Below are 18,587 nucleotides of genomic sequence, written 5' to 3'. Positions count from 1 at the left end.
TTCGCGGTTCGGCACACGTTCAAAACGTTCAATGCTGATAAGGCCGCACCAGCGCGCAGTCCGGATTGAGCCGCACACCAAAGCCCGGCGTGTCCGGCACCTTCATGCGCCCGTTCACCGGCACCGGCTCGTCGAGCAGCAGCGGATTGAACATCGGCACGACTTCGTCGGCTTTCGGCGCCATCATCAGAAACTCGGCGAACGGCGAGTTATGGCGCGTGAGCACGAAGTGATAGCTGTACACCGACGACCCATGCGGCACCACCATCACATTGTGCGCATCGGCGAGCGCGGAAATCTTGATCAGCTCGGTGATGCCGCCGCACCAGCCGACGTCCGGCTGGATCAGATCGCAGCACTGCATCTCCAGCAGCATCCGGAAGCCCCAGCGCGTCGCCTCGTGCTCGCCGGTCGACACCATCATGCCGCGCGGCACGTTGCGGCGCAGTTCGGCGTAACCCCAGTAATCGTCGGGCGGAAGACATTCCTCGACCCATTTGAGGCCGTATTCGTGCGCGCCTTGCGCGAGCCGTGTCGCATAGCGCACGTCGAGGCTCATCCAGCAGTCATACATGAGCCAGAAGTCGTCGCCGACGCGCGAACGCATGTCGGCGAGTTTGTCGAGGTTCTGCCTGAGTCCCTCGTCGCCTTCCGCGGGACCGTGCTGCAACGGCAGCTTACCGCCGATGAAGCCCATTTCCCTCGCAAGATCAGGTCGCGCGCCGGTCGCGTAGAACACCAGTTCGTCGCGCACCGGGCCGCCCAATAGTTGATATACGGGCTCCTTGCGAACCTTCGCGAGCAGATCCCACAGCGCGAGATCGACGCCGGAAATCGTGTTGAGCACGATGCCCTTGCGCCCGTAGTACAGCGTCGCGAAGTACATCTGATCCCACATCTTCTCGATGTCGGTCACGAGTTGCCCTTCGAGAAAACGCGCGAGATGCTTCTCGACGATGAATGCGCCGATCTCCCCGCCGGTCGTCACCGCGAAGCCCACCGTGCCGTCGCTCGCTTCGATCTCAACGACCAGCGTGCCGAGCACGTTGATGCCGAACGACTGGCGGCTCTGGCGATACTCGGGATAACGCGCCATCGGCGTCGCGATGTGATCGTCGATCCAGTGTCCGCCGGCCTGGTCGTGATAGTCCGCGCCGCCGCCGCGAACGATGAAGGCACGCACGTGCCGGATGGTAGGCATGGCCATGAAAGGGCTCCGTCAGAGAAGCGTCGAAGCGGCTCGACAACGCGCGTTCGACGCGTGTGCAATACGCTGCGAAATATGAGCAATGCGTAAGCAATGCGCGGGCAGCGCGCTCAGTAGGTGGCGCGGCCGCCGGACAGGTCGAACACCGAACCGGTGCTGAACGCGCAGTCTTCGGAAGACAGCCATAGGATCAGCGACGCCGCTTCTTCCGGCAGCAGGAAACGGTTCATCGGAATCTTCGCGAGCATGTAGTCGATGTGCTGCTGCGACATCGAATCGAAGATCTCGGTCTTGGCCGCGGCCGGCGTGACCGCATTGACGAGGATGTTTCTGGTCGCGAGCTCCTTGCCGAGCGACTTGGTGAGCCCGATCAACCCCGCTTTCGACGCGCTGTAGTGCGAAGCATTCGGATTGCCCTCCTTGCCGGCCACCGACGCGATGTTAACGATGCGTCCATAGCCCTGCTTCAGCATCTGCGGCACGACGTTGCGACAGGTCAGGTACGGGCCGATCAGGTTCACGTCGATCACGCGGCGCCACATGTCGGGCGCGAGCTCCCACGTCGCGCCGTTGCCGCCGGTGATGCCCGCGCAGTTGATCAGCACGTCGATCGAGCCGTGCTCGGCGACCGTTTGCGCGGTGGCCTGCTGGACCGCGGCGTCGTCAGTCAGTTCGACCGTGACGGCGCTGACCTTGCCGAGCTCACCCAACTCGCGCTGGCTGCGCGCGAGGCGTTCGCTATCGACGTCCCACAACGCGACCGACGCGCCCGAGCGCAACGCCCGCTGCGCGACCGCGTAGCCGATGCCGCGCGCGCCGCCAGTAATGACGACCGCGCGCCCCTCCAGATCGATCCGATTCATTGCTGTGCTCCTGTGGGCCGCCGTGGCGTGCCATCGAGTTGTTGTATATCGCTGCAGTCAATATACGGGCGGTGCGATGCACGAACAATTCGACTATTGGAGGGGTCGATAGCAAAAGTGGATCGGCAGCGGGATCGAGCGCTAAGGGCAAGCGAACTTGCTAATCACCGGCGGCGACGAAAAGCATGGAAACATAAAGAATGGTCGACACGACGATGATGCCGGCGCCGACCAGCACTTTGGTCTGGTCATAGTTGATACCGCCGATGATCGCTATGCCGATCCCGAAGACCGATGCCAACGTGCCGATCGCCGCGAGGCCCACGTGTATCTTGCTGCGGACCAGCCTTTTGCGCTCCGATTCGGCCGTGGTTTCCGTTTCGCTCTGTTCCATTCCCTGCTCCTTCGCGCGCGACGCGATGACCATCGTGAAACCTGAGCCGCAATGGCAGGCGCGCGACACCGAACTCCCGGTTGCCCGGTCGACGCCGCGCGCCTCGATACGCTTCAGCGTAGTTTATTTAAGTCATCGTGATCGCCGTTATTTGACGTCCGCGCCGTTGCGCGACACCGACGCCGCGATGGCCGACACGAACACCGCGCGCACCGAATCACCGACCTTCAGTTTCTCGAGCGCAATGTCCGGCGCGACGTCGAGCGTTTCCGTGCGAGACGGACCGCGCAGCGCAATCGTGCGCTTCTTGCGATCGATGTTGCGCACCGTCGCCACCACCTCGACGCGCCGCGCCGACGCAACGACACCGTTGGCCGCGGGCTGCGTGACTTCGGTATCGATGCGCTGGCGGATTCCGTTCGGCGCGAGTTTGTCGACGCCGACCAGCACCGCTTTCTTGTACGCAATCGTCACGACGTCGCCGATATGCAGCTTGCTGACGTCCGCGGCTTGCGGATTGACGTCGAAAGTTTCGTCGCCGCCATGCGGGCCGCGCAGTGTCACGCTATTCGTCGCGGCATCGATCGCGACGACGCGCGCCTGAACGTGCAGCAGCGCCGCGGCGCCGATTGCCCGCTGTTCGGGCGTGGACGCCGCCGCGTTGTCCTGCGCGAGCGCCGGGCCCGCCGCCGTGACGGAAACCGCCAACGCAACCGTGATCGCCTTCACTCGCATGAGCCCCGAGCCTGTTGTATTGCAAGCCATGAAATGCTCCTTTTGATTGCGTCGTTGTTACGGCAAATGTCTTTGTCGAGGAATGCATACTACGCGCAGCAGCGGCCAGTGCGATCACTTCGAATAAAAAGGAAAACGGACTATTAATCGCTTTTAGCGGATGGGCATATGCTTTTTGAAACCAGAGGCTGTTCCTTTCGAATGCGTCGAATCGTCATGAAGAACGGATCGCGACAAGCGCTGCTTCTTCGTGCGATGCAATCGCTACGCGCGTTGTGGCGGATCAGCCCGCACACAGAGCCGCGCGGCTTTGCGCACGCGCTCCGGCGGGCGTCAGCGGGTGGGTAGGCACTATCGCGAATCGACTCAGCAGAAACCCTTAATGGATGATACTGAAGTTATTGCGCATCGCTCAGCGACGAATACAAAAAATTGTCGTCAATCATTGGGATACTGAGAACACCGCTGCATTGATCAAGCGAGCTTAGCCGTCAATGCGATGTGAAAGGACGCCAGGGCCGATGGCGCACCACGGGTGCGGCATCGCAGGCACAGCGCTTGCTGATCCTCGCGTCAGCGTTTAACCGACACTCTTTGGCTTATCGAAAGGAAAAGGACACCACACATGCTCACGACTCGCCCCTGCACCGCCGCTTGCGTTATCGACGGCCGCCTCGTCACGCTGACTTTCCATCCGGATAACGGCGTGTTGCGTATTGCCGATTCGTCGGGCCTCTGCCTATTGGAAACGCGCTGGCACGGGTCATGGCGCGCTCTGCTCGATGAATTCCGTGGCTACCATGAAGCGGAAGAAAACCATGACACGGCGCGCGGCGTCGACGATATCGTCGCGCGCCTCGGCGAGCGTAGTGGTCATGCGCAGCGGGAATCGGCATTCGCGTGACATTGCGTGCGCTTGCAGTCACGCTCTCGCAAAGCGGCGGCGCAGCGCGACACCGGTTCGTTATGTGGGACCCCGCGTCGTTCGCGGCGCGCGTCATTCGAGGCGCGCCGCTGCCGCTCGCGAGCGGGTCATTGACCGAAATAGGTCTTGCACTCCGTGCCGAACGAGCAGGACTGACTGCGCCGGCCTCCCGCCTGCGACCCGCCCGCCGGAACACCACCATACGACGCGTTGCGCACGCCCTGCTCGCGCGGATTCCAGCTCTGACCGAACGACATGTCGGTCGTCGCCTGCGCCGATTCATCCGCATCGTATTGCATCATCGCGCGACCCGACGCGGCGGGGTCCGCCTGGCCGCTCATCTCGTCCGCGGCGGCCGTTTTTGGCACGAGAAACAGAACGGCGGTTGCGGCAATCATCAATATACGCACTCTCATTTCCGGACTCCTCGAATCCGGCGCAGCAGTGTTCGTCCTCCACAAGAAATTGATCCGCGAACAGCCAACCTGCCCAAAGGGGCCGAGGAACGGGTCGATGCGAATGCGCTACTGCTGCGACGGGTCATCGAACTAAGCAGATGAAGAATTAGACGCTTGCAACCGATATTCGACGCGTTCCCGTGCGTCGGCGGAATCGGCGCGCACAACGCGGCTGTCAGTCCACATTGCGCAGCCTTTATGCTTCTTTTATAGTTCGCGCACCCCGGAATTCAATCCAGGAGCTTCCAGCAGTGTCGTCAATCGCCCACACCGTTCGACAAACCGCATTCACCGACAAATTCAACGTGAACTAAGCGTGCTTTGCTCGCGCATTGCGTTATGATGTTGCTACAACGCACAAAAAGCGGCACCCGCACATCGACGAAAGTCCGGTGAAAGACGGACAGCGTGGAGTGACTCCATCCATTCGCAATCCTTGCATCTAGACACAGAGTTTTTCATCGCGAACGTCAGGCTTACCGGCCTCGTTCGCCGCGCTGCGACATGCTGAAATATTTGCTGATTGAGACTCTCGGTTTGAGGGTCGGTTGTTCCAGCGGCCGTCTTAGTCCCTGGCCGTATTGCAGTTCACGGAGCAACGTTTTTTAACCCGGCACATGGCATTTCCGTCAATCGACAACCCCACCGCGGGGCGGCCCCATTCAGTCGGGCTCGAACGCTTCGCAGCTTTTTCCCCGCAATCTGTCTTCGACAGCACGCTGCACGTTTTAGAAGGACAAATATCCTATGGACGAAAGGAAGCGAGATAGCATGATTGCGTATCTCCGCCATCGTATGGAAGAGTTTGGTATCAGACCAGAAGACCTTGCCGCGGCGCTGGCGACCGAGTCACTGGCCAAAAAAGCTGAGCGCTATCGCAATGCGACCGGAGACAGTTGGGACGGCAATGGCGAAATGCCGCAATGGTTGAAGCAGGCCATTAGTGCCGGCCAGAGCATCGAGCATTTCGAATTGGCCGCAAAACCGCCGCCCGCACCCCAACCGAAAAAGCAGGTCGACTGGTCGAATGACCCGTTCGCCGGCTCGCGGCTCGGGCGCCCCAATAATCGCTAGGTGCAGGCTGCCGCGCTCGAAGGCGCGGACACAATGGATGCGGCTTCGAAATGAACCGCCGTGCCACGCACCTGTTTTGTGCCACCGCTTGCCACATTCATCGCATTCGCGGCATTCACCGTATTCCCCGCACTGATGGCATTCCCCGTATCGGCGATATTCGCGTGACTCGATGCAGGCTGCGCATATTGCGGCAATTCGATAAACGCGCTGACCTGACGCACGATCTGCCAGAACGTTTTATCGAAAAGACGGGCCTGCTCGTCTGGGGACCCGTGGCCGGCCGCGAGCGGATCGGCAATGGTCCAGTAGACGAAGGCCGGGCCGCCGGGAAATACCGGCGTAGGCAATCCGCCGACGAATTCGTCGAGTGCGATCACGATATCCATGCGCGGCGCCCATTCGCCGGTGAATTCGAGCCAGCTTTTAGGGCTCAGCACCGCGCGCCCCGAAATGCCGGGCCGCAATTGCGCGACCGCGAGTGGATGAAGACGTGCGGCCGGTTCAGGTCCCGCGCTGAACGCTTCGAACCGATGCCCCGCCAGTTCGCGTAGTAAAGCTTCTGCAATGATGCTGCGGATCGAATTATCGCGGCAGAGAAACAACACCTTATATTTTCTGGACACGCTTACCCCGTACCGATTGTTTTTTATTGGCCTCTGGGCGGTATTGTGCCGCTCCAGTCTTGCGCCCCCGTGACACTACGGCGTGTTTATTATTTGCGCCACGGGATTCGCACCAAGGATCTCGATCACGGGCACAGAGTACAGCTTTGCGAACGATCGGCAGTGTACCAGTGTCCGGCCCGCTCTTTAGTACCGTGTCAATATTTGTCAGTGCAAACGACGCTGGCGCCATGCCGCGGCTCCGACACGACACATCAGAACTTCAGGCTGTTGAGGAACTGGAACCACAGGTTGCCGAGCGCGCCGGCCGGATGCATGTCGCTGGCGGATCCGTCGCGCTTCGCATGCTCCGCGCGTTTGGCGTGCGGCGTGTCGTGACGGGCGGTTTGAGAGGCCGCGCTGGTTTCATGCGCGGTTTCCGTCGGTTCAGGCTCGCCCGCGCCGGCTTCCGCCGCTTGCGCGCTGTTCGCGGTCTTCCTCATGCGCTCGGCATTTTGCGCGACGTCTGCCTCGTCGCGGCGCGCCGCCTGCAACGCCGCGACGCTGTCGGCGATCTGCGCGGCGCGCTGCGGTTCGCATTGCCGCCCGAGCAGCACGCCGAACAGCACGTCGCGATTGTGACCCTGGTCGGCGAAGCGGATCGCGATCGACACCATCTCCGCATACGCGGCTTCTTCGGCCGCGCGCGCCGCCGCCTCGCGCTTCGCCTGCGCGCGCTGCCGGCGCGTGTGCTGGGCCTCCCATTCGCGCATCTGTTCGGCGTAGACCGTGTCGTAGACCTTGCGCTGCTCGGCATCGGACAGGATCGCGTACGCGTCCCTGATTTCCTGGAACGCCGCGCGCGCCACGTCCTCGGCACCGTGGTTGCGGTCCGGATGCCACTTCATCGCGGCTTTCCGGTAGGCCCGCTTGATTTCCTCATCGGTGGCGTGCGTGGGCACGCCGAGCGTGTCATACAGGGTAGCCATGCTGGGCTCGACCTCGCGAAAAACGATGCGGGCATCCTAGCATGCCCAAAGCGGCGTCATCGCGAAGCGGCCTCGACGCCAGCATGCGCATTCCGCCAATGCCGCGACGGAGCAGCGGCGCTCACGTGCATTGAAGAAGGCTCCGGCGAGTTGCGACCGACCACACGGTTATATCGTTAGAACAAAAAGTCGCTTAGCCGCGCGGCGGCCGCTCATTAAGATGACGCTTCAAGGTCCGGTTCGCTCCGGCCGGTCCGTTGATGGCCGTGAACGTGCGGTGCTACCGCTGCATGAGCTCCGCTTGAACTGCGCCGTCAACCGCACCGTGAACCGCAATCGAAGGAGCATTTCGTTGAGCAGATCCGATCATTCCCCCGCGCCGCTCGTCGTCGGTATTGGTGGCACGACGCGCGCGGCCTCGTCGACCGAGCGCGCGCTCGCCTTCGCGTTGCACGGCGCCGAAGCCGCGGGCGCGCATACCCGCCTATTTGGCGGCACTTTTCTGCATAGCCTGCCGCACTATGCGCCGGAACAGCCGGCGCGTACCGATGAACAACTCGAGCTGATCGAGGCCGTGCGTCGCGCGGACGCGGTAATCATCGCGACGCCCGGTTATCACGGTGGCGTGTCCGGGCTCGTGAAAAACGCGCTCGATACGCTCGATGAATTGCGCGCCGACGAGCGCCCGTATCTGGATGGCCGCGCGGTGGGCTGCATCGTCACCGCCTACGGCTGGCAGGCAGCGGGCTCCGTGCTGACATCGCTGCGCTCGATTGTGCATGCGCTGCGTGGCTGGCCGACCCCGTTCGGTGCCGGCATCAACACGCTGGAGACGCGCTTCGACAGCGCGGACAGCTGCTCCGATCCGAAGGTGGTCGAGCAACTCGCGACCGTCGGCCAGCAGGCCGCGCAGTTCGCGCTCGCGTTCAATGCACAGCGTCCGCACGGCACGCCCACCGCGTCGAACCGCTCGACGGCGAGCCTGGCCTGCGCACCAAGCACAACCACCTCCCCCGCCGCGGAAACCCGTTCCGCGCGCGTTCTGCACGCGGTCTGACGCGTCCTCCGGACACCATGAAGCCGCCGCAATCGCGCGCGGCGGCACGCTTTGCCCCACCCGACCGTGCGCCACATAACAGACACCGCGCCCCCGCGTGGATAGAGTCATCGAACCCAGCGGTTTTGATCCAATCCGGGCTTTTGATGACCACTCCCGATCCGCGCTGATTTGTTTTCGACGAAAGATTGGTTCACCCGCTGCGCAGCGCGCCCTACGCTTGACCCAGCCCACCGCTTCACTCACCTTCGGCAACGACGGGGCCGCGCCGCACGCATTGGTTTTCCGCATGACACTCGCGGACACACTGACAAGTCAAGATCATGAACTCACACATCCGCTACAAGGGCTACGAGGTCGAGGCGGCAACGCAACTGCTCCCAAATGGATTATTCGCCGCCAATCTGACGATCGAGCAGCGCGACGAGAACAGGCGCAAGGCCTATTCGTTCGACGCGCTCGACTACTTCTTCGACGAAGAGCATGCGCTCGCCTACGCGTCCGACTGGGGTCGTATGTGGATCGATAATCGCCAGTAAGCGGATCGTAGTGCGCACCGGCATCGGCTTTCAGGCGGATGTGCCAGAATAGGTGAACCCTTGCGTTCGCTGTCTGCCCGCGTGACCTGTGCACGACTTCGACGCATGCCGCCGAAACTCGCGCCACCCGCTACGCATCCATCGATACGGAGACGCCGGTCATGACATGGACCGTCGACGCACAACTCGCGCTCAACGCGACACAAGCGGTCGAGGCGCTGCACTCCGGCCGCCTCAAAACCGCCGACTACGTCGCCACCCTGCTCGCGCGCGCCGCCGCGCTCACGCCTCTGAACGCGCTCACCACGCTCGACTTCGACGGTGCGCTCGCCGCCGCGCAGCGCCTCGACGCATTGCCGGCGGCCGATCGCGCGCGCCTGCCGCTCGCCGGTTTGCCGATCGTCGTCAAGGACAACATCAATACCGCGGGCCTGCCGACGTCGGCCGGCACGCCGGCGCTCGCGGGCTTCGTACCGAAGACCAATGCGCGATCGGTGCAACGCCTCGTCGATGCGGGCGCGATCGTGCTCGGCAAGTCCAACATGCATGAACTCGCGTTCGGCATCACGAGCACAAACCTCGCCGCGCACGCGGGGCCGGTGCGCAACCCCTACGATCCGTCGCTGATACCGGGCGGCTCGTCGGGTGGCACCGCCGTGGCGATCGCCGCGCGCATCGCACCCGCCGGGCTCGGCACCGACACCGGCGGCTCGACCCGCATCCCGGCCGCGCTGACCGGCACCGCGGGCTTGCGTCCATCGGTCGGCAACGGCGGCGCCGAGCGGCGCTATCACGACCCCGATGCGGTCGTGCCGATCAGCCATACGCGCGACACCGTCGGGCCGATGGCGCGCAGCGTCGCCGATCTGGCGCTGCTCGACGCCGTGATCACCGGCGACGGCGCGTTGCCCGCGATTGCGCTCGATGGCTTGCGCATCGGCTTGCCGACGCCACTGTGGGACGCTCTCGAGCGACAGGTCGAGGACGTCGCGCGCGCCGCGTTGCAGAAGCTCGAAGCGGCGGGGGTCACGTTCGTGCAGGTCGCGATGAATGAGTTGGAGCATCTGAACGGGATGGTCGGTGGCCCGCTCGCCATTCACGAAGCGCGCGACGACGTGCTCGCGTGGCTGGTCGCGAATCAGGCGCCGGTGCAAACCGTCGCCGAACTGGCCGCGCGCATCGCAAGCCCGGACGTGCGCGCGATCTACGACGACGTGCTCGCCGACGTGCTCGGCTCGCACTACCCGGCGGCGCTCAATTACTGGCGACCGCGGCTGCAAAGCTACGTCGCCGCGACGTTCGCGGATGCCAGTCTCGACGCGTTGCTGTTTCCGACTACGCGGCTCGTCGCCGTACCGATCGACGATCTGAACGGTTCGTCGACGGTCACGATCGACGGCGGTCCAACGATCGATACGATGGAAGCGTTCCTGCGCAATACCGATCCGGCCAGCACGGCCGGCATTCCGGGGCTGTCGCTGCCGGCGGGTATCAGCGCGAGCGGTCTGCCCGTCGGCCTCGAACTGGATGGACCGCTCGGCTCGGACAGACGGCTGCTGGCCATCGGTGTCGCGTTCGAACAGGTGCTCGGAGCGTTGCCGCCGCCGGTGCTTTGACGCCCGGGTTTCACGTGCGCGCCAGCAGGTTTGTGCTTTAATGCCTGCGCGTCGCAGCCCGCATGCCGACGCCTCCGCTGACCGAACTTCACCCTAAGCGACGATGACGAAACCCGCCACCGCCCTGTCAATTCGCGGCCTCACGCGCCGCGTCGTTCACTTCAGCGCCGTTGTCGCGGTCGCTCTCGCCGCGAGCGCCTGCGCTCGCCTCGCGACGGTCGATTCCAACGCGCTGTGGAAGATCGTCGACGTCCGCTGCGTGCCGTCGCAGCAGGCCACCGGCACGCCGGATCAATGCACGGTCGTCGATCTCGACAAACGCTATGTCGTCCTGAAGGATATTCTCGGCCGCTCGCAGTTTCTGTTGATGCCGACCGATCGCATCACCGGCATCGAAAGTCCGTCGATCCTCGCGCCCGATGCCAGGAACTATTGGAGCGACGCGTGGGATTCGCGCCATTACGTGCAGCGAGCGGTCAAACGCGAGTTGCCCGACGATCAGCTCGGCCTTGAAATCAACTCCGAATATCGTCGCTCGCAAAACCAGTTGCATATCCACATCGACTGCTTGCGGCGTGAAGTCAGCGCCGCACTCGCGAATCACGCACACGACACGCCCGGGCAATGGCGCTGGGACACGCTCGATGGCGAGCGCTACAGGATCATGCGCGTGAGCTCGCTGAGCGGCGCCGACAACCCGTTCAAAATCGTCGCGCGCGACAATCCTGATCCGGCGACGATGGCCACGCAAACGATTCTCGTCACCGGCGCGGGACCGTCCGCGACTCAGGATGGCTGGCTGATCGTCAACAGCGGTATCCACATCGATGGCGGCAGTGGCACGGCCGAAGGTCTGCTCGATCACGCGTGCGGGGTAGCGGGCGATCATTGAGCGGTTTGCCGGAAACGCGCTTTCCGGGGCCGCTTTTCCACGCTGGCGCAGATGCATTGCTCAATAAAATGGTTCGGGCGCGCCGCATTGCCCCGTACGATCGGTCTGAACCTGCGAATCGAAACCGCGGGTTGGAACCCGCATCCGGACCGATTCAACGATGGCGATCTATCTCGACGACACCCAGCGCAACGACATCGACCGTCTGGCGGCGAGCCGGACCTGGCGCACGCAATGGCCGACATGGGTGCTGATCGTCGCGATCTACGGCGGCTGGATCTGCGTCGCCACGCACGCGCGTGTGCTGGGTCTGCCGCTGACAGCCGCGTTGCTGGCCGTATTCGGCGCATGGTACATGTCGTTGCAGCACGAGCTGCTGCACGGCCATCCGACGCGCGCGCGATTCGTCAACGCACTGCTCGGTTTCGCGCCGCTCGCGGTGTGGTTTCCTTATCACGTGTATCGCGAGTCGCATCTGCGTCATCACGACGATGCGCACCTGACCGAGCCTGGCAGCGATCCCGAAAGCTATTTCTTGAGCGCATCGGAGTGGCGATGCGCGGGAACCGCGATGCGTGCATTGCTGGTTTTCCGCAATACGTTGATCGGTAGATTGCTGGTCGGGCCAGCGTTTTCGATTGCCGCAAGCGGTGCGCAAGCGCTTGGCAAGATTCGCGACGGCGATTGGCGCGACGTGCCCGCATGGCTTGCGCATCTCGCCGCGCTGGTCGTGCTCACTGCGTGGTTGCAGCAGGTGTGCGGGATACCGGCGTGGGTGTTCATCGTCGGTGCGGGGTATGGCTCGCTCGCACTTGCATCCGTGCGTTCGTTTCATGAGCATCGGGTCGCGCAGGAACCCGCGCATCGCACGGTCATCAATGAAGCGGGATGGTTGTGGCGGTTGCTGTTTCTGAACAACAACTACCATCTGGTTCATCATGACTTGCCGCAGGTGCCGTGGTTTGCACTCCGGGGGGTCTATGAAGCCTCCCGCCAGCAGTACATCGATCGCTCCGGAGGCTTTCTGGTGAAGGGTTACAACGAATGGGTCAAGCTGTTCTCATTGGCTCCGATCGCGCATCCGGTCGGTGGCACCTGGTGCACAGACTTCCGGGAAAATCCGCCAGCTTCCGCCGGTTTTGCAGGTAAATTGCGGGCAAAATTCATGGTAGTTGTCCCTCACGGAGCTCGCCATGATGCTCACCGATCCGCTCCTGCTGAACGCGAAGCCGCGAGCCAGGCCGTATAAGCTCACCGACCGCGATTTACACGCTTTGGCCTGTTTGCGAGGAATGGCTGAATGACAACAGTGCGAACTGGACCGCGTACTATCACGGTCAGGCTACGCGCTTCCTTACGCGCTACGTGAAGGGTTCGCGACTCGGCGCGATGCCGGTTCGTGACATCAAGGTGGCACATGTCTATGACCTGATGCAATCGATTGCCAGGCGAAAAGCGCTCGCGCCCGATGGACGCAAGGCCGAGGGCACGTGCGCAAGGCGCGCCCTTGCAACCGCATCGGCAGGAAGACTCCGGAATCTGCCGAACAAGCTATGCGCACAATTCGGCCTTATGGAAAGCTTTGCATAAGGCCGACGTTGGACGAGACTCCCTTGGACGTCAGCAATATGGCGGGTTGCCGACGGTGACGGCGCCGCGCAGCGGGACGGCCGCTTCTGGCATCCACCAACTCACCGTTTCGACACATCTCGGCCAGCGGACGAAGCTCCTCATCAGTGGCGGCTTCCAAACGTACAACGGCCATCCGCGCCTCCTCAACTGCGGGCATGTCCCAGGCCTTTTCCGCCCTTCGGTGCCTGGTCCGCGACGGCTCAACCCGGCGGTTTCGGGCATTAAGGCAAATTGTCAGGGCTGTCTTGTTATGAATCGGGTCACTCGGTCCAGCGTTGTTGCTGTTGCCCGATGACGCGGGCGGCGCTCCTGTCGTTGCATCGTCCTCGCGACACAACGGTGCTATTCGCGCCTAGCCCTCTAACTGAACATTTCTGGCCGCAAGTCGCTCACCTCAATGATCACATCGGCCGGCAGGTTCGCCCGACGTGCCGCAGCGCGGATGGCTTCGGCGTTGGGCGCCTCATATAGGCAATAAGTCTTCTTCTTGTCCGCGCTGAGAAACGAAAAGAGCCACTCGACGCCCTCCTCGTCGTTGATCCGTTTCACGGCACCCGCACTTTCGCCAGTGACCTCCAGCTGTTCCGCAAAGTTTCGTTCAATCATAAAACGTGGCATGGGGCCCTCCTTGAGTAGTGGCTGCATCGCTGCGCTTCGAAACATGCAGCCGTGTGCTAGTTTCTGTGCCCTGTGCTTGTCTGAGCGCCACCGATGCGCTCTACGAGAGCGAACATCTTCAGTTCGTTGGCTGCGGTGGCCGCCGTGGCGAGCAGGTCTTGCGCTCGTGCTCTATCTTCGATGCGATTGCGTGCTGCCAGCATCAGCGCGAATTCGTGCCGGCCGTGCGCGAGCCAAGGCCACGCCCGCAAGCGCTCGTCCATGCGCAGGCCATATTCGAAATGATCTTCGGCGGCGGACCAATCGCCCAGAGCATGTGCGAGCATGCCGAGATACCGTGCCGCAGATCCGCAGCACAGCGTAAAAACAGGAACGGTGACGACCTGATCCCTGAACGGCAGGAGAAGTCCATAAACCTGTTCGGCATGCTCAATGTCCCGGAGTCGCGCAGCAACTTCCGCCAGATACGTCAACGTAACGAGCCGCTTACTGTCGACGGGGATGCTGGATTCCGATTCCGCGAGCCGATCGAGATTGTCGCGGGCCTGTGATTCGAAGCCGAGATCGCTGCAGATCAACATGAGCCCCGGCCGCCACGCAGCGTTTTCGGAATGCTCGTCGACGAACCGCTTGAAGAGCGGCGCTACCTCGGCAAGCCGGCCTTGTTCGCGGCGTATCGTGAACATCTGCATGCCGTAGACGCCCGTTGCCAGTGTCGCGTCGACGGTCTGCGCCATCTGCAACGACTCTCGCGCCTTCTGCTCCGCCACGGCGAAGTCCCCGACGAGTATGGCCCGCATCGCCTGCGCACCCGTCACACACCACTTGTCGACGAAGTGCTGCCCACTGGTGGCAATCTGCCGATACCTTTCGAGTGCGCTCTCGAAGCGCTCCACCTCGCCGATCTCCAGGTAGCCGGCGAGACATCGAGCGCATGCGTGACCTATGGTGTGTGCGTCACCGAGAGCTTCTGCAATCTGTCTCAACTCCTGCAACACGCCTTCACGCTCCGCGAACTTGTCCGCAGGCAAAGGGCGGGCCCCGATATGCATCATGTCGCACACCAATGCGTCGAACAAGCTCGGCAGGTCGTTCAGGCGCCTGGCTAGAGCAACAGCCTCCAAAACCAGTTCGTCAGCTTGTTCACGTGCACCGGTCATGTGAACGGTGCGGACCAGTCGACTCAACAGCCGACAGCGTTCGACCGACTCTTCGGTGCCGATCAAGGCGAGCGCCTCTTCGAGCAAAGAAAGCGAGGCTTTGCCGGAGCCTTCGAGGAACGTCTCGGCGGTGTCGAACCCCAACGCCGCCTGCACAAGAAACGACGGCAGGTTCTGCTCGCGGGCAATTTGCGCCGCCTGCCGGAAGGTCGCTATCGCCTCGCGGCGGGCCAACCTGAGCTCCGCTCCGCCCCTTGTCAGCAGCAGAGGCACCTGGTGGGCTGCCCGATCCTGATCACTGCAGGAACATCGGTTTATCAGTTCAAGCCCACGCTGCGCGTGAGCGATAGCCTCCTCGTAGGCCGCGCCCGAAAGCGCCCGTTCTCCCGCACGCTGCCAGTAGCCGATTGCACGATCCGGCAGGTCGGCCGCAGTCAAATTCTGAGCAATCAGTTCGGGTTGCCGCTCCGCGACTTCCGGATAATGGTCTTCCAGAGCGGCGGCGATCAGCGCATGATATTGGCGGCGCCTCGCAAGCAACAGGGATTGGTACGCGATCTCCTGGATCAGCGCGTGCCGGAACAGATACACGTCTCTCTCCGCTGGCGTACCCGAAGCGGGAACGATAATTTCGGCTGCGACCAGGCAGTCAAGCGTTTCCTGCAGTTCGTTCTCTCGCTTCGAGGTAATCAGGCCAAGCAGCTTTCTGCCGAACTCCCGCCCCACTGTGGCTGCGATCTGGGCAGTTTCCTTGACGGTTGGTTCCAGCCGGTCGAGCTGCGATAGCAACGAGCCCTGCAGCGTGTCCGGAATCGCAATTGTCTGCAGCGTTCCTTTCAACTCGTAGCTGATGCCAGCATCCTGCAACAAATCGCCCTGCAGGACGGTCTTCGTAAGTTCTTCGACGAAAAGCGGCACGCCGTCCGTTTTGGAGACGATCTGATCGAGTACGAGATCCGGAAGCCGCTTTCCATCGGTCAGCCGTTCGATCATCGCGATGCAATCACGGCGCGAAAGCCGATCGAGATTGACCTTTACCTGATGAGGGTAAGTCCATCCTGGTTCGAACTCGGGCCGCGCCGTGAGCAGTACAAACAGCGGGGCGGCCACCAGTCGCTCGAGCAGCAGCCGAACGAACTCCTGCGAAGACGGATCGATCCAGTGCGCGTCCTCTACAACGACGAGCACCGGCTGAATGCGCGTCGAGCTTTCGATGATGGCGACGAGCACGTCCAGCGTCCGTCGTTTAAATGACGGCGATGAGGCGTCGATCGCAGGATGGCGCGCGGTAGCCGGAATTTCCAGCAACGTTGTGAGTACGAGAACCGCTTCGTCGACATCGACTCCGAGGCTTGCGATTCCAGCCTCAAGCCGTTCGGGGTCCGAAGCGCCGTGCGCGTCGGATGCCAGGCCAAAGACGCGCCGTAGCCAGCGTAATACCGGCCAAAAAGGGCTGTTGCGATGGTACGCGGAACATTGGAGCGAAATGACCGCATGGGTGTCTCCACTGATGCTATCGTCGAATGCTCGCAACACGCGGGATTTTCCGATTCCCGGCTCGCCGATCAACAGCACGCAGCGCATCTCGCCGTCAACGCTCTGCTTCCAGCGCTGCCGGATCATTTCGAGTTCCGCGGCCCGTCCGATCAGCGGTGTCATGCGGTGGCCCGCCCTGACTCCAAAGCGGTCGATCGCATCTGTTTGCGCCAGCACGCGCTGGACCTGAACCGGACCCGAAATCCCTTTCAGTTCTTGCCAACCGAGGTTTTCGAGCAGGAACGATCCTTCGATCAAGCGTTGCGTGGCCGGGCCCACGACGATTGCGTCGGGCGGGGCGAGCGACTGCAGCCTTGCGGCGACGATTGGGGCCTCTCCGACGATCGCCTGGTGATCGAGCGTGGCTCCAGCGCCAATTGCCCCGACGACGACAAGTCCCGTCTCGATACCGATACGCAACTGCAGGCGTACGCCGTGCTCAATTTCGATGCGATCGTTGGCCTCGCGAAGCGCCGCGACGACGGCGAGAGCGGAAAGTACTGCGCGCACGGCATCGTCTTCGTGCGCGTTTGGATAGCCGAAATAAACGAGCAGCCCGTCACCGAGGTAAAGCGCGATGTGACCTTCATGAGCTTCGATCGCGCTTGCGCAGGCTTGATGATAGAAACCGAGCAGGCGCCGCATGTCCTCGGGATCGAATCGCTCCGCGAGCCCCGTCGAATCGATCAGGTCGACGAACATCACGGTGAGCTGCCGTCTCTCGGCCTCGACGGTTGCGGATGTAGACACCGAAGGCCGCTCTCCTCGTTCCTTCGCGTATCCGAGCGATCGTGCGTGGGCGTCGGTCAGTGCAGCGAGCCCTTTCGCCAGCCGCTTGCGGTCACCGAGCGTCAGGCCAAGCTCCTTCAACTCGTCATCGGAAAGATCGCCGAGCACATCCCAATCGATCCCTTCCGAGGCGAACTTCGCAGCGTGTCCACCGAGGCCAATCTGCACCAGCCACGTTGTCATGTCGTCGGTCATCGCTGGATATCTGGCATACCGTCCAAGACTATGATCGGCGAGGTAACGCTACTTGTCCATGCACTTCGCGCGCATTCCAACGATTGCCTGATTAGGCGACGGGAACGTTAGGCGCGTGCGGCGGCATCGCTTAAGTAAGAGCATCGAACATACGCCGCGTGGCGACCTTGCGAGTATCGATGCGGGGCTCCCCACACAATCGGCGCGAAGCCGAGGTTCGAATGCCCGTCTTGACGTGCAGGCCCGCGTCCGAAGCTGGCCCTAAGCCAGGGATCTCCCCAGCCGATCGCTACTTTGTACGTCATACATTGGCCTGTTCGAACGTTTCCAGTGCATGGTCGATTTACCCGGATGTCCAACGGTGCGTTCGACGCGGGTTTGGCCAAGCAGCAATTGAACGGCTCGCAGACTCTTTCTACGTCGGTAGGTCAGTGATGCCTTCGTGCGTCGCTTTGCATGTGTTCTAGACCGGCCATTCGCGGTAGGTCGTACTCGCCGAGATCCGAATGTCCTTGATGGCCGACAACGCTACGAGCCAGCGTAGGCGGTGAAGGTCCGCTGTTTGGGGCGGAGCCGGCGTTCGAATGTCCGACTGCGAGCGTGGCCGAACGGCCGTAGTTGGCCGATGCTGTTGAAAAAGTCGCGACATACGGTTTGTCGAGCAACAGCAAAAAATCGACCTCTCAGATCGGCCTACAAGCCGCTCGCAGCCCTTGGGTAAGGGTAAAGCGACCCATGATTTCAACAGCATCGACCGAAGCCTTGGATGTGCGCCCGGTTGCCTCGATCGGCTGCGACAGAGGCACCCGGGCCTTTCGCCCCTGAGTGTCATTTCTTTTGCTGCCCCTGCCTTGCGGACATGCGTTGCCGTGTCCGCAAACAGATCGATCGCTACCCCGCGCAGCCAGCGATTGCCTTCGTCCTGCTGGACTCGTGTATGCGCAACGCGCGCAGGCTGAGCGAGAAAGGGGTTGCCAGTTGAAGGCAAGTCGCTCCGGGACCGTGGCGGCCAGATCGGTGCGTTGCAGGATGTAGCCTACGCTCATGAAGTGCGGCACCGTCAGTCGCACCTGACGCCGTACGCCGCGCCGTCATCCATCGCCGTGGCCGTCGCGCGACTGGGTCATGCCCGCCAGCGAGGGCCAGCAACTGCGCCTATTCAAGAACTGGCATCCGGCCGTCGTGTACATGATCACAGTTGTGCCGATCAGTCAGCGCTGGGGCCTGGTCCATCGCCCCCCTCGGCCGCTGGAGCAAAGGCCGCGTGACGCTGATCGGCGTTACCGCGCATGCCCTAATCGTC

General features: G+C 62.5%; 17 protein-coding genes and 3 pseudogenes. 9 read left to right on the top strand and 11 right to left on the bottom strand.

Annotation, left to right across the window (positions count from 1 at the left end):
* Nucleotides 1-28: 28 nt before the first annotated feature.
* The 4 genes from rhmD to OKW43_RS09750 form a co-directional block, all read right to left on the bottom strand.
* Nucleotides 29-1,207 (bottom strand): L-rhamnonate dehydratase, encoded by a 1,179-nt coding sequence (rhmD, locus tag OKW43_RS09765; RefSeq protein WP_429446867.1) that lies wholly within the window; start codon nt 1,205-1,207, stop codon nt 29-31.
* 110 nt (nt 1,208-1,317) lie between these two features.
* Nucleotides 1,318-2,070 carry an SDR family NAD(P)-dependent oxidoreductase gene (locus OKW43_RS09760; protein ID WP_429446865.1) on the bottom strand — a complete coding sequence of 251 codons (753 nt, stop codon included), beginning with the start codon at nt 2,068-2,070 and terminating at the stop codon, nt 1,318-1,320.
* Nucleotides 2,071-2,230: 160 nt separating this feature from the next.
* Nucleotides 2,231-2,464 (bottom strand): hypothetical protein, encoded by a 234-nt coding sequence (locus OKW43_RS09755; protein ID WP_429446863.1) that lies wholly within the window; start codon nt 2,462-2,464, stop codon nt 2,231-2,233.
* 147 nt (nt 2,465-2,611) lie between these two features.
* Nucleotides 2,612-3,229 (bottom strand): hypothetical protein, encoded by a 618-nt coding sequence (locus OKW43_RS09750; protein ID WP_429446861.1) that lies wholly within the window; start codon nt 3,227-3,229, stop codon nt 2,612-2,614.
* 595 nt (nt 3,230-3,824) lie between these two features.
* Here OKW43_RS09750 and OKW43_RS09745 point away from each other — a divergent pair.
* Nucleotides 3,825-4,103 (top strand): hypothetical protein, encoded by a 279-nt coding sequence (locus OKW43_RS09745; RefSeq protein ID WP_429446859.1) that lies wholly within the window; start codon nt 3,825-3,827, stop codon nt 4,101-4,103.
* A gap of 128 nt (nt 4,104-4,231) precedes the next feature.
* On the opposite strand, the gene OKW43_RS09740 is transcribed toward OKW43_RS09745, so the two are convergent.
* Nucleotides 4,232-4,540 (bottom strand): hypothetical protein, encoded by a 309-nt coding sequence (locus tag OKW43_RS09740; protein WP_187634072.1) that lies wholly within the window; start codon nt 4,538-4,540, stop codon nt 4,232-4,234.
* Nucleotides 4,541-5,329: 789 nt separating this feature from the next.
* Here OKW43_RS09740 and OKW43_RS09735 point away from each other — a divergent pair.
* A complete protein-coding gene (locus OKW43_RS09735; protein WP_187634071.1) occupies nt 5,330-5,656 on the top strand; it encodes an H-NS family nucleoid-associated regulatory protein in 327 nt (108 codons plus the stop codon).
* On the opposite strand, the gene OKW43_RS09730 is transcribed toward OKW43_RS09735, so the two are convergent.
* Together OKW43_RS09730 and OKW43_RS09725 are read right to left on the bottom strand one after the other, a co-directional pair.
* Entirely contained in the window at nt 5,653-6,282 is a 630-nt protein-coding gene (locus tag OKW43_RS09730) for an arsenate reductase ArsC (protein ID WP_429446857.1), read from the bottom strand. The two genes, OKW43_RS09735 and OKW43_RS09730, sit on opposite strands and share 4 nt — an antisense overlap.
* 254 nt (nt 6,283-6,536) lie before the next feature.
* Nucleotides 6,537-7,250 carry a J domain-containing protein gene (locus tag OKW43_RS09725; RefSeq protein WP_429446855.1) on the bottom strand — a complete coding sequence of 238 codons (714 nt, stop codon included), beginning with the start codon at nt 7,248-7,250 and terminating at the stop codon, nt 6,537-6,539.
* Nucleotides 7,251-7,602: 352 nt separating this feature from the next.
* Here OKW43_RS09725 and OKW43_RS09720 point away from each other — a divergent pair, with 352 nt between their 5' ends.
* From OKW43_RS09720 to OKW43_RS09695, 6 genes are all read left to right on the top strand, one after another.
* A complete protein-coding gene (locus OKW43_RS09720; protein WP_187634068.1) occupies nt 7,603-8,307 on the top strand; it encodes an NADPH-dependent FMN reductase in 705 nt (234 codons plus the stop codon).
* 323 nt (nt 8,308-8,630) lie between these two features.
* Nucleotides 8,631-8,846, top strand: coding sequence for a transcriptional regulator (locus OKW43_RS09715; RefSeq protein WP_429446853.1), 216 nt, complete (start codon nt 8,631-8,633; stop codon nt 8,844-8,846).
* Between the two features lie 161 nt (nt 8,847-9,007).
* Nucleotides 9,008-10,462, top strand: coding sequence for an indoleacetamide hydrolase (gene iaaH, locus OKW43_RS09710; RefSeq protein ID WP_429446851.1), 1,455 nt, complete (start codon nt 9,008-9,010; stop codon nt 10,460-10,462).
* A gap of 103 nt (nt 10,463-10,565) precedes the next feature.
* Entirely contained in the window at nt 10,566-11,354 is a 789-nt protein-coding gene (locus OKW43_RS09705; protein WP_429446849.1) for a CDP-diacylglycerol diphosphatase, read from the top strand.
* A gap of 160 nt (nt 11,355-11,514) precedes the next feature.
* Nucleotides 11,515-12,603 carry a fatty acid desaturase gene (locus OKW43_RS09700; RefSeq protein WP_429446847.1) on the top strand — a complete coding sequence of 363 codons (1,089 nt, stop codon included), beginning with the start codon at nt 11,515-11,517 and terminating at the stop codon, nt 12,601-12,603.
* Nucleotides 12,600-12,944 carry a phage integrase central domain-containing protein gene (locus OKW43_RS09695; RefSeq protein ID WP_376776350.1) on the top strand — a complete coding sequence of 115 codons (345 nt, stop codon included), beginning with the start codon at nt 12,600-12,602 and terminating at the stop codon, nt 12,942-12,944. Before OKW43_RS09700 ends, OKW43_RS09695 begins: the two co-directional genes overlap by 4 nt.
* Before the next feature lie 402 nt (nt 12,945-13,346).
* Here the strand turns inward: OKW43_RS09695 and OKW43_RS09690 are convergent, their stop codons facing one another.
* The 4 genes and pseudogenes from OKW43_RS09690 to OKW43_RS09675 all read right to left on the bottom strand — a co-directional run.
* A complete protein-coding gene (locus tag OKW43_RS09690) occupies nt 13,347-13,604 on the bottom strand; it encodes a DUF4242 domain-containing protein (RefSeq protein WP_026226125.1) in 258 nt (85 codons plus the stop codon).
* 56 nt (nt 13,605-13,660) lie between these two features.
* Nucleotides 13,661-17,284, bottom strand: a complete 3,624-nt coding sequence (locus OKW43_RS09685; RefSeq protein WP_429446845.1) for an AAA family ATPase — start codon at nt 17,282-17,284, stop codon at nt 13,661-13,663.
* 261 nt (nt 17,285-17,545) lie between these two features.
* Nucleotides 17,546-17,746, bottom strand: a pseudogene (locus tag OKW43_RS09680) (hypothetical protein); the annotation flags it as partial.
* Nucleotides 17,747-18,116: 370 nt separating this feature from the next.
* Nucleotides 18,117-18,375 (bottom strand): annotated as a pseudogene (locus tag OKW43_RS09675) (LysR family transcriptional regulator); the annotation flags it as partial.
* Here OKW43_RS09675 and OKW43_RS09670 point away from each other — a divergent pair.
* Nucleotides 18,374-18,584, top strand: a pseudogene (locus tag OKW43_RS09670) (FAD-dependent monooxygenase); the annotation flags it as partial. The pseudogenes OKW43_RS09675 and OKW43_RS09670 overlap by 2 nt on opposite strands.
* Between the last annotated feature and the right edge of the window lie 3 nt (nt 18,585-18,587).

Origin of the sequence: Paraburkholderia sp. WC7.3g (assembly GCF_050436345.1) — a bacterium.
Lineage (GTDB): Bacteria > Pseudomonadota > Gammaproteobacteria > Burkholderiales > Burkholderiaceae > Paraburkholderia > Paraburkholderia podalyriae.
This window is presented reverse-complemented; position numbering and strand designations above follow the sequence as displayed.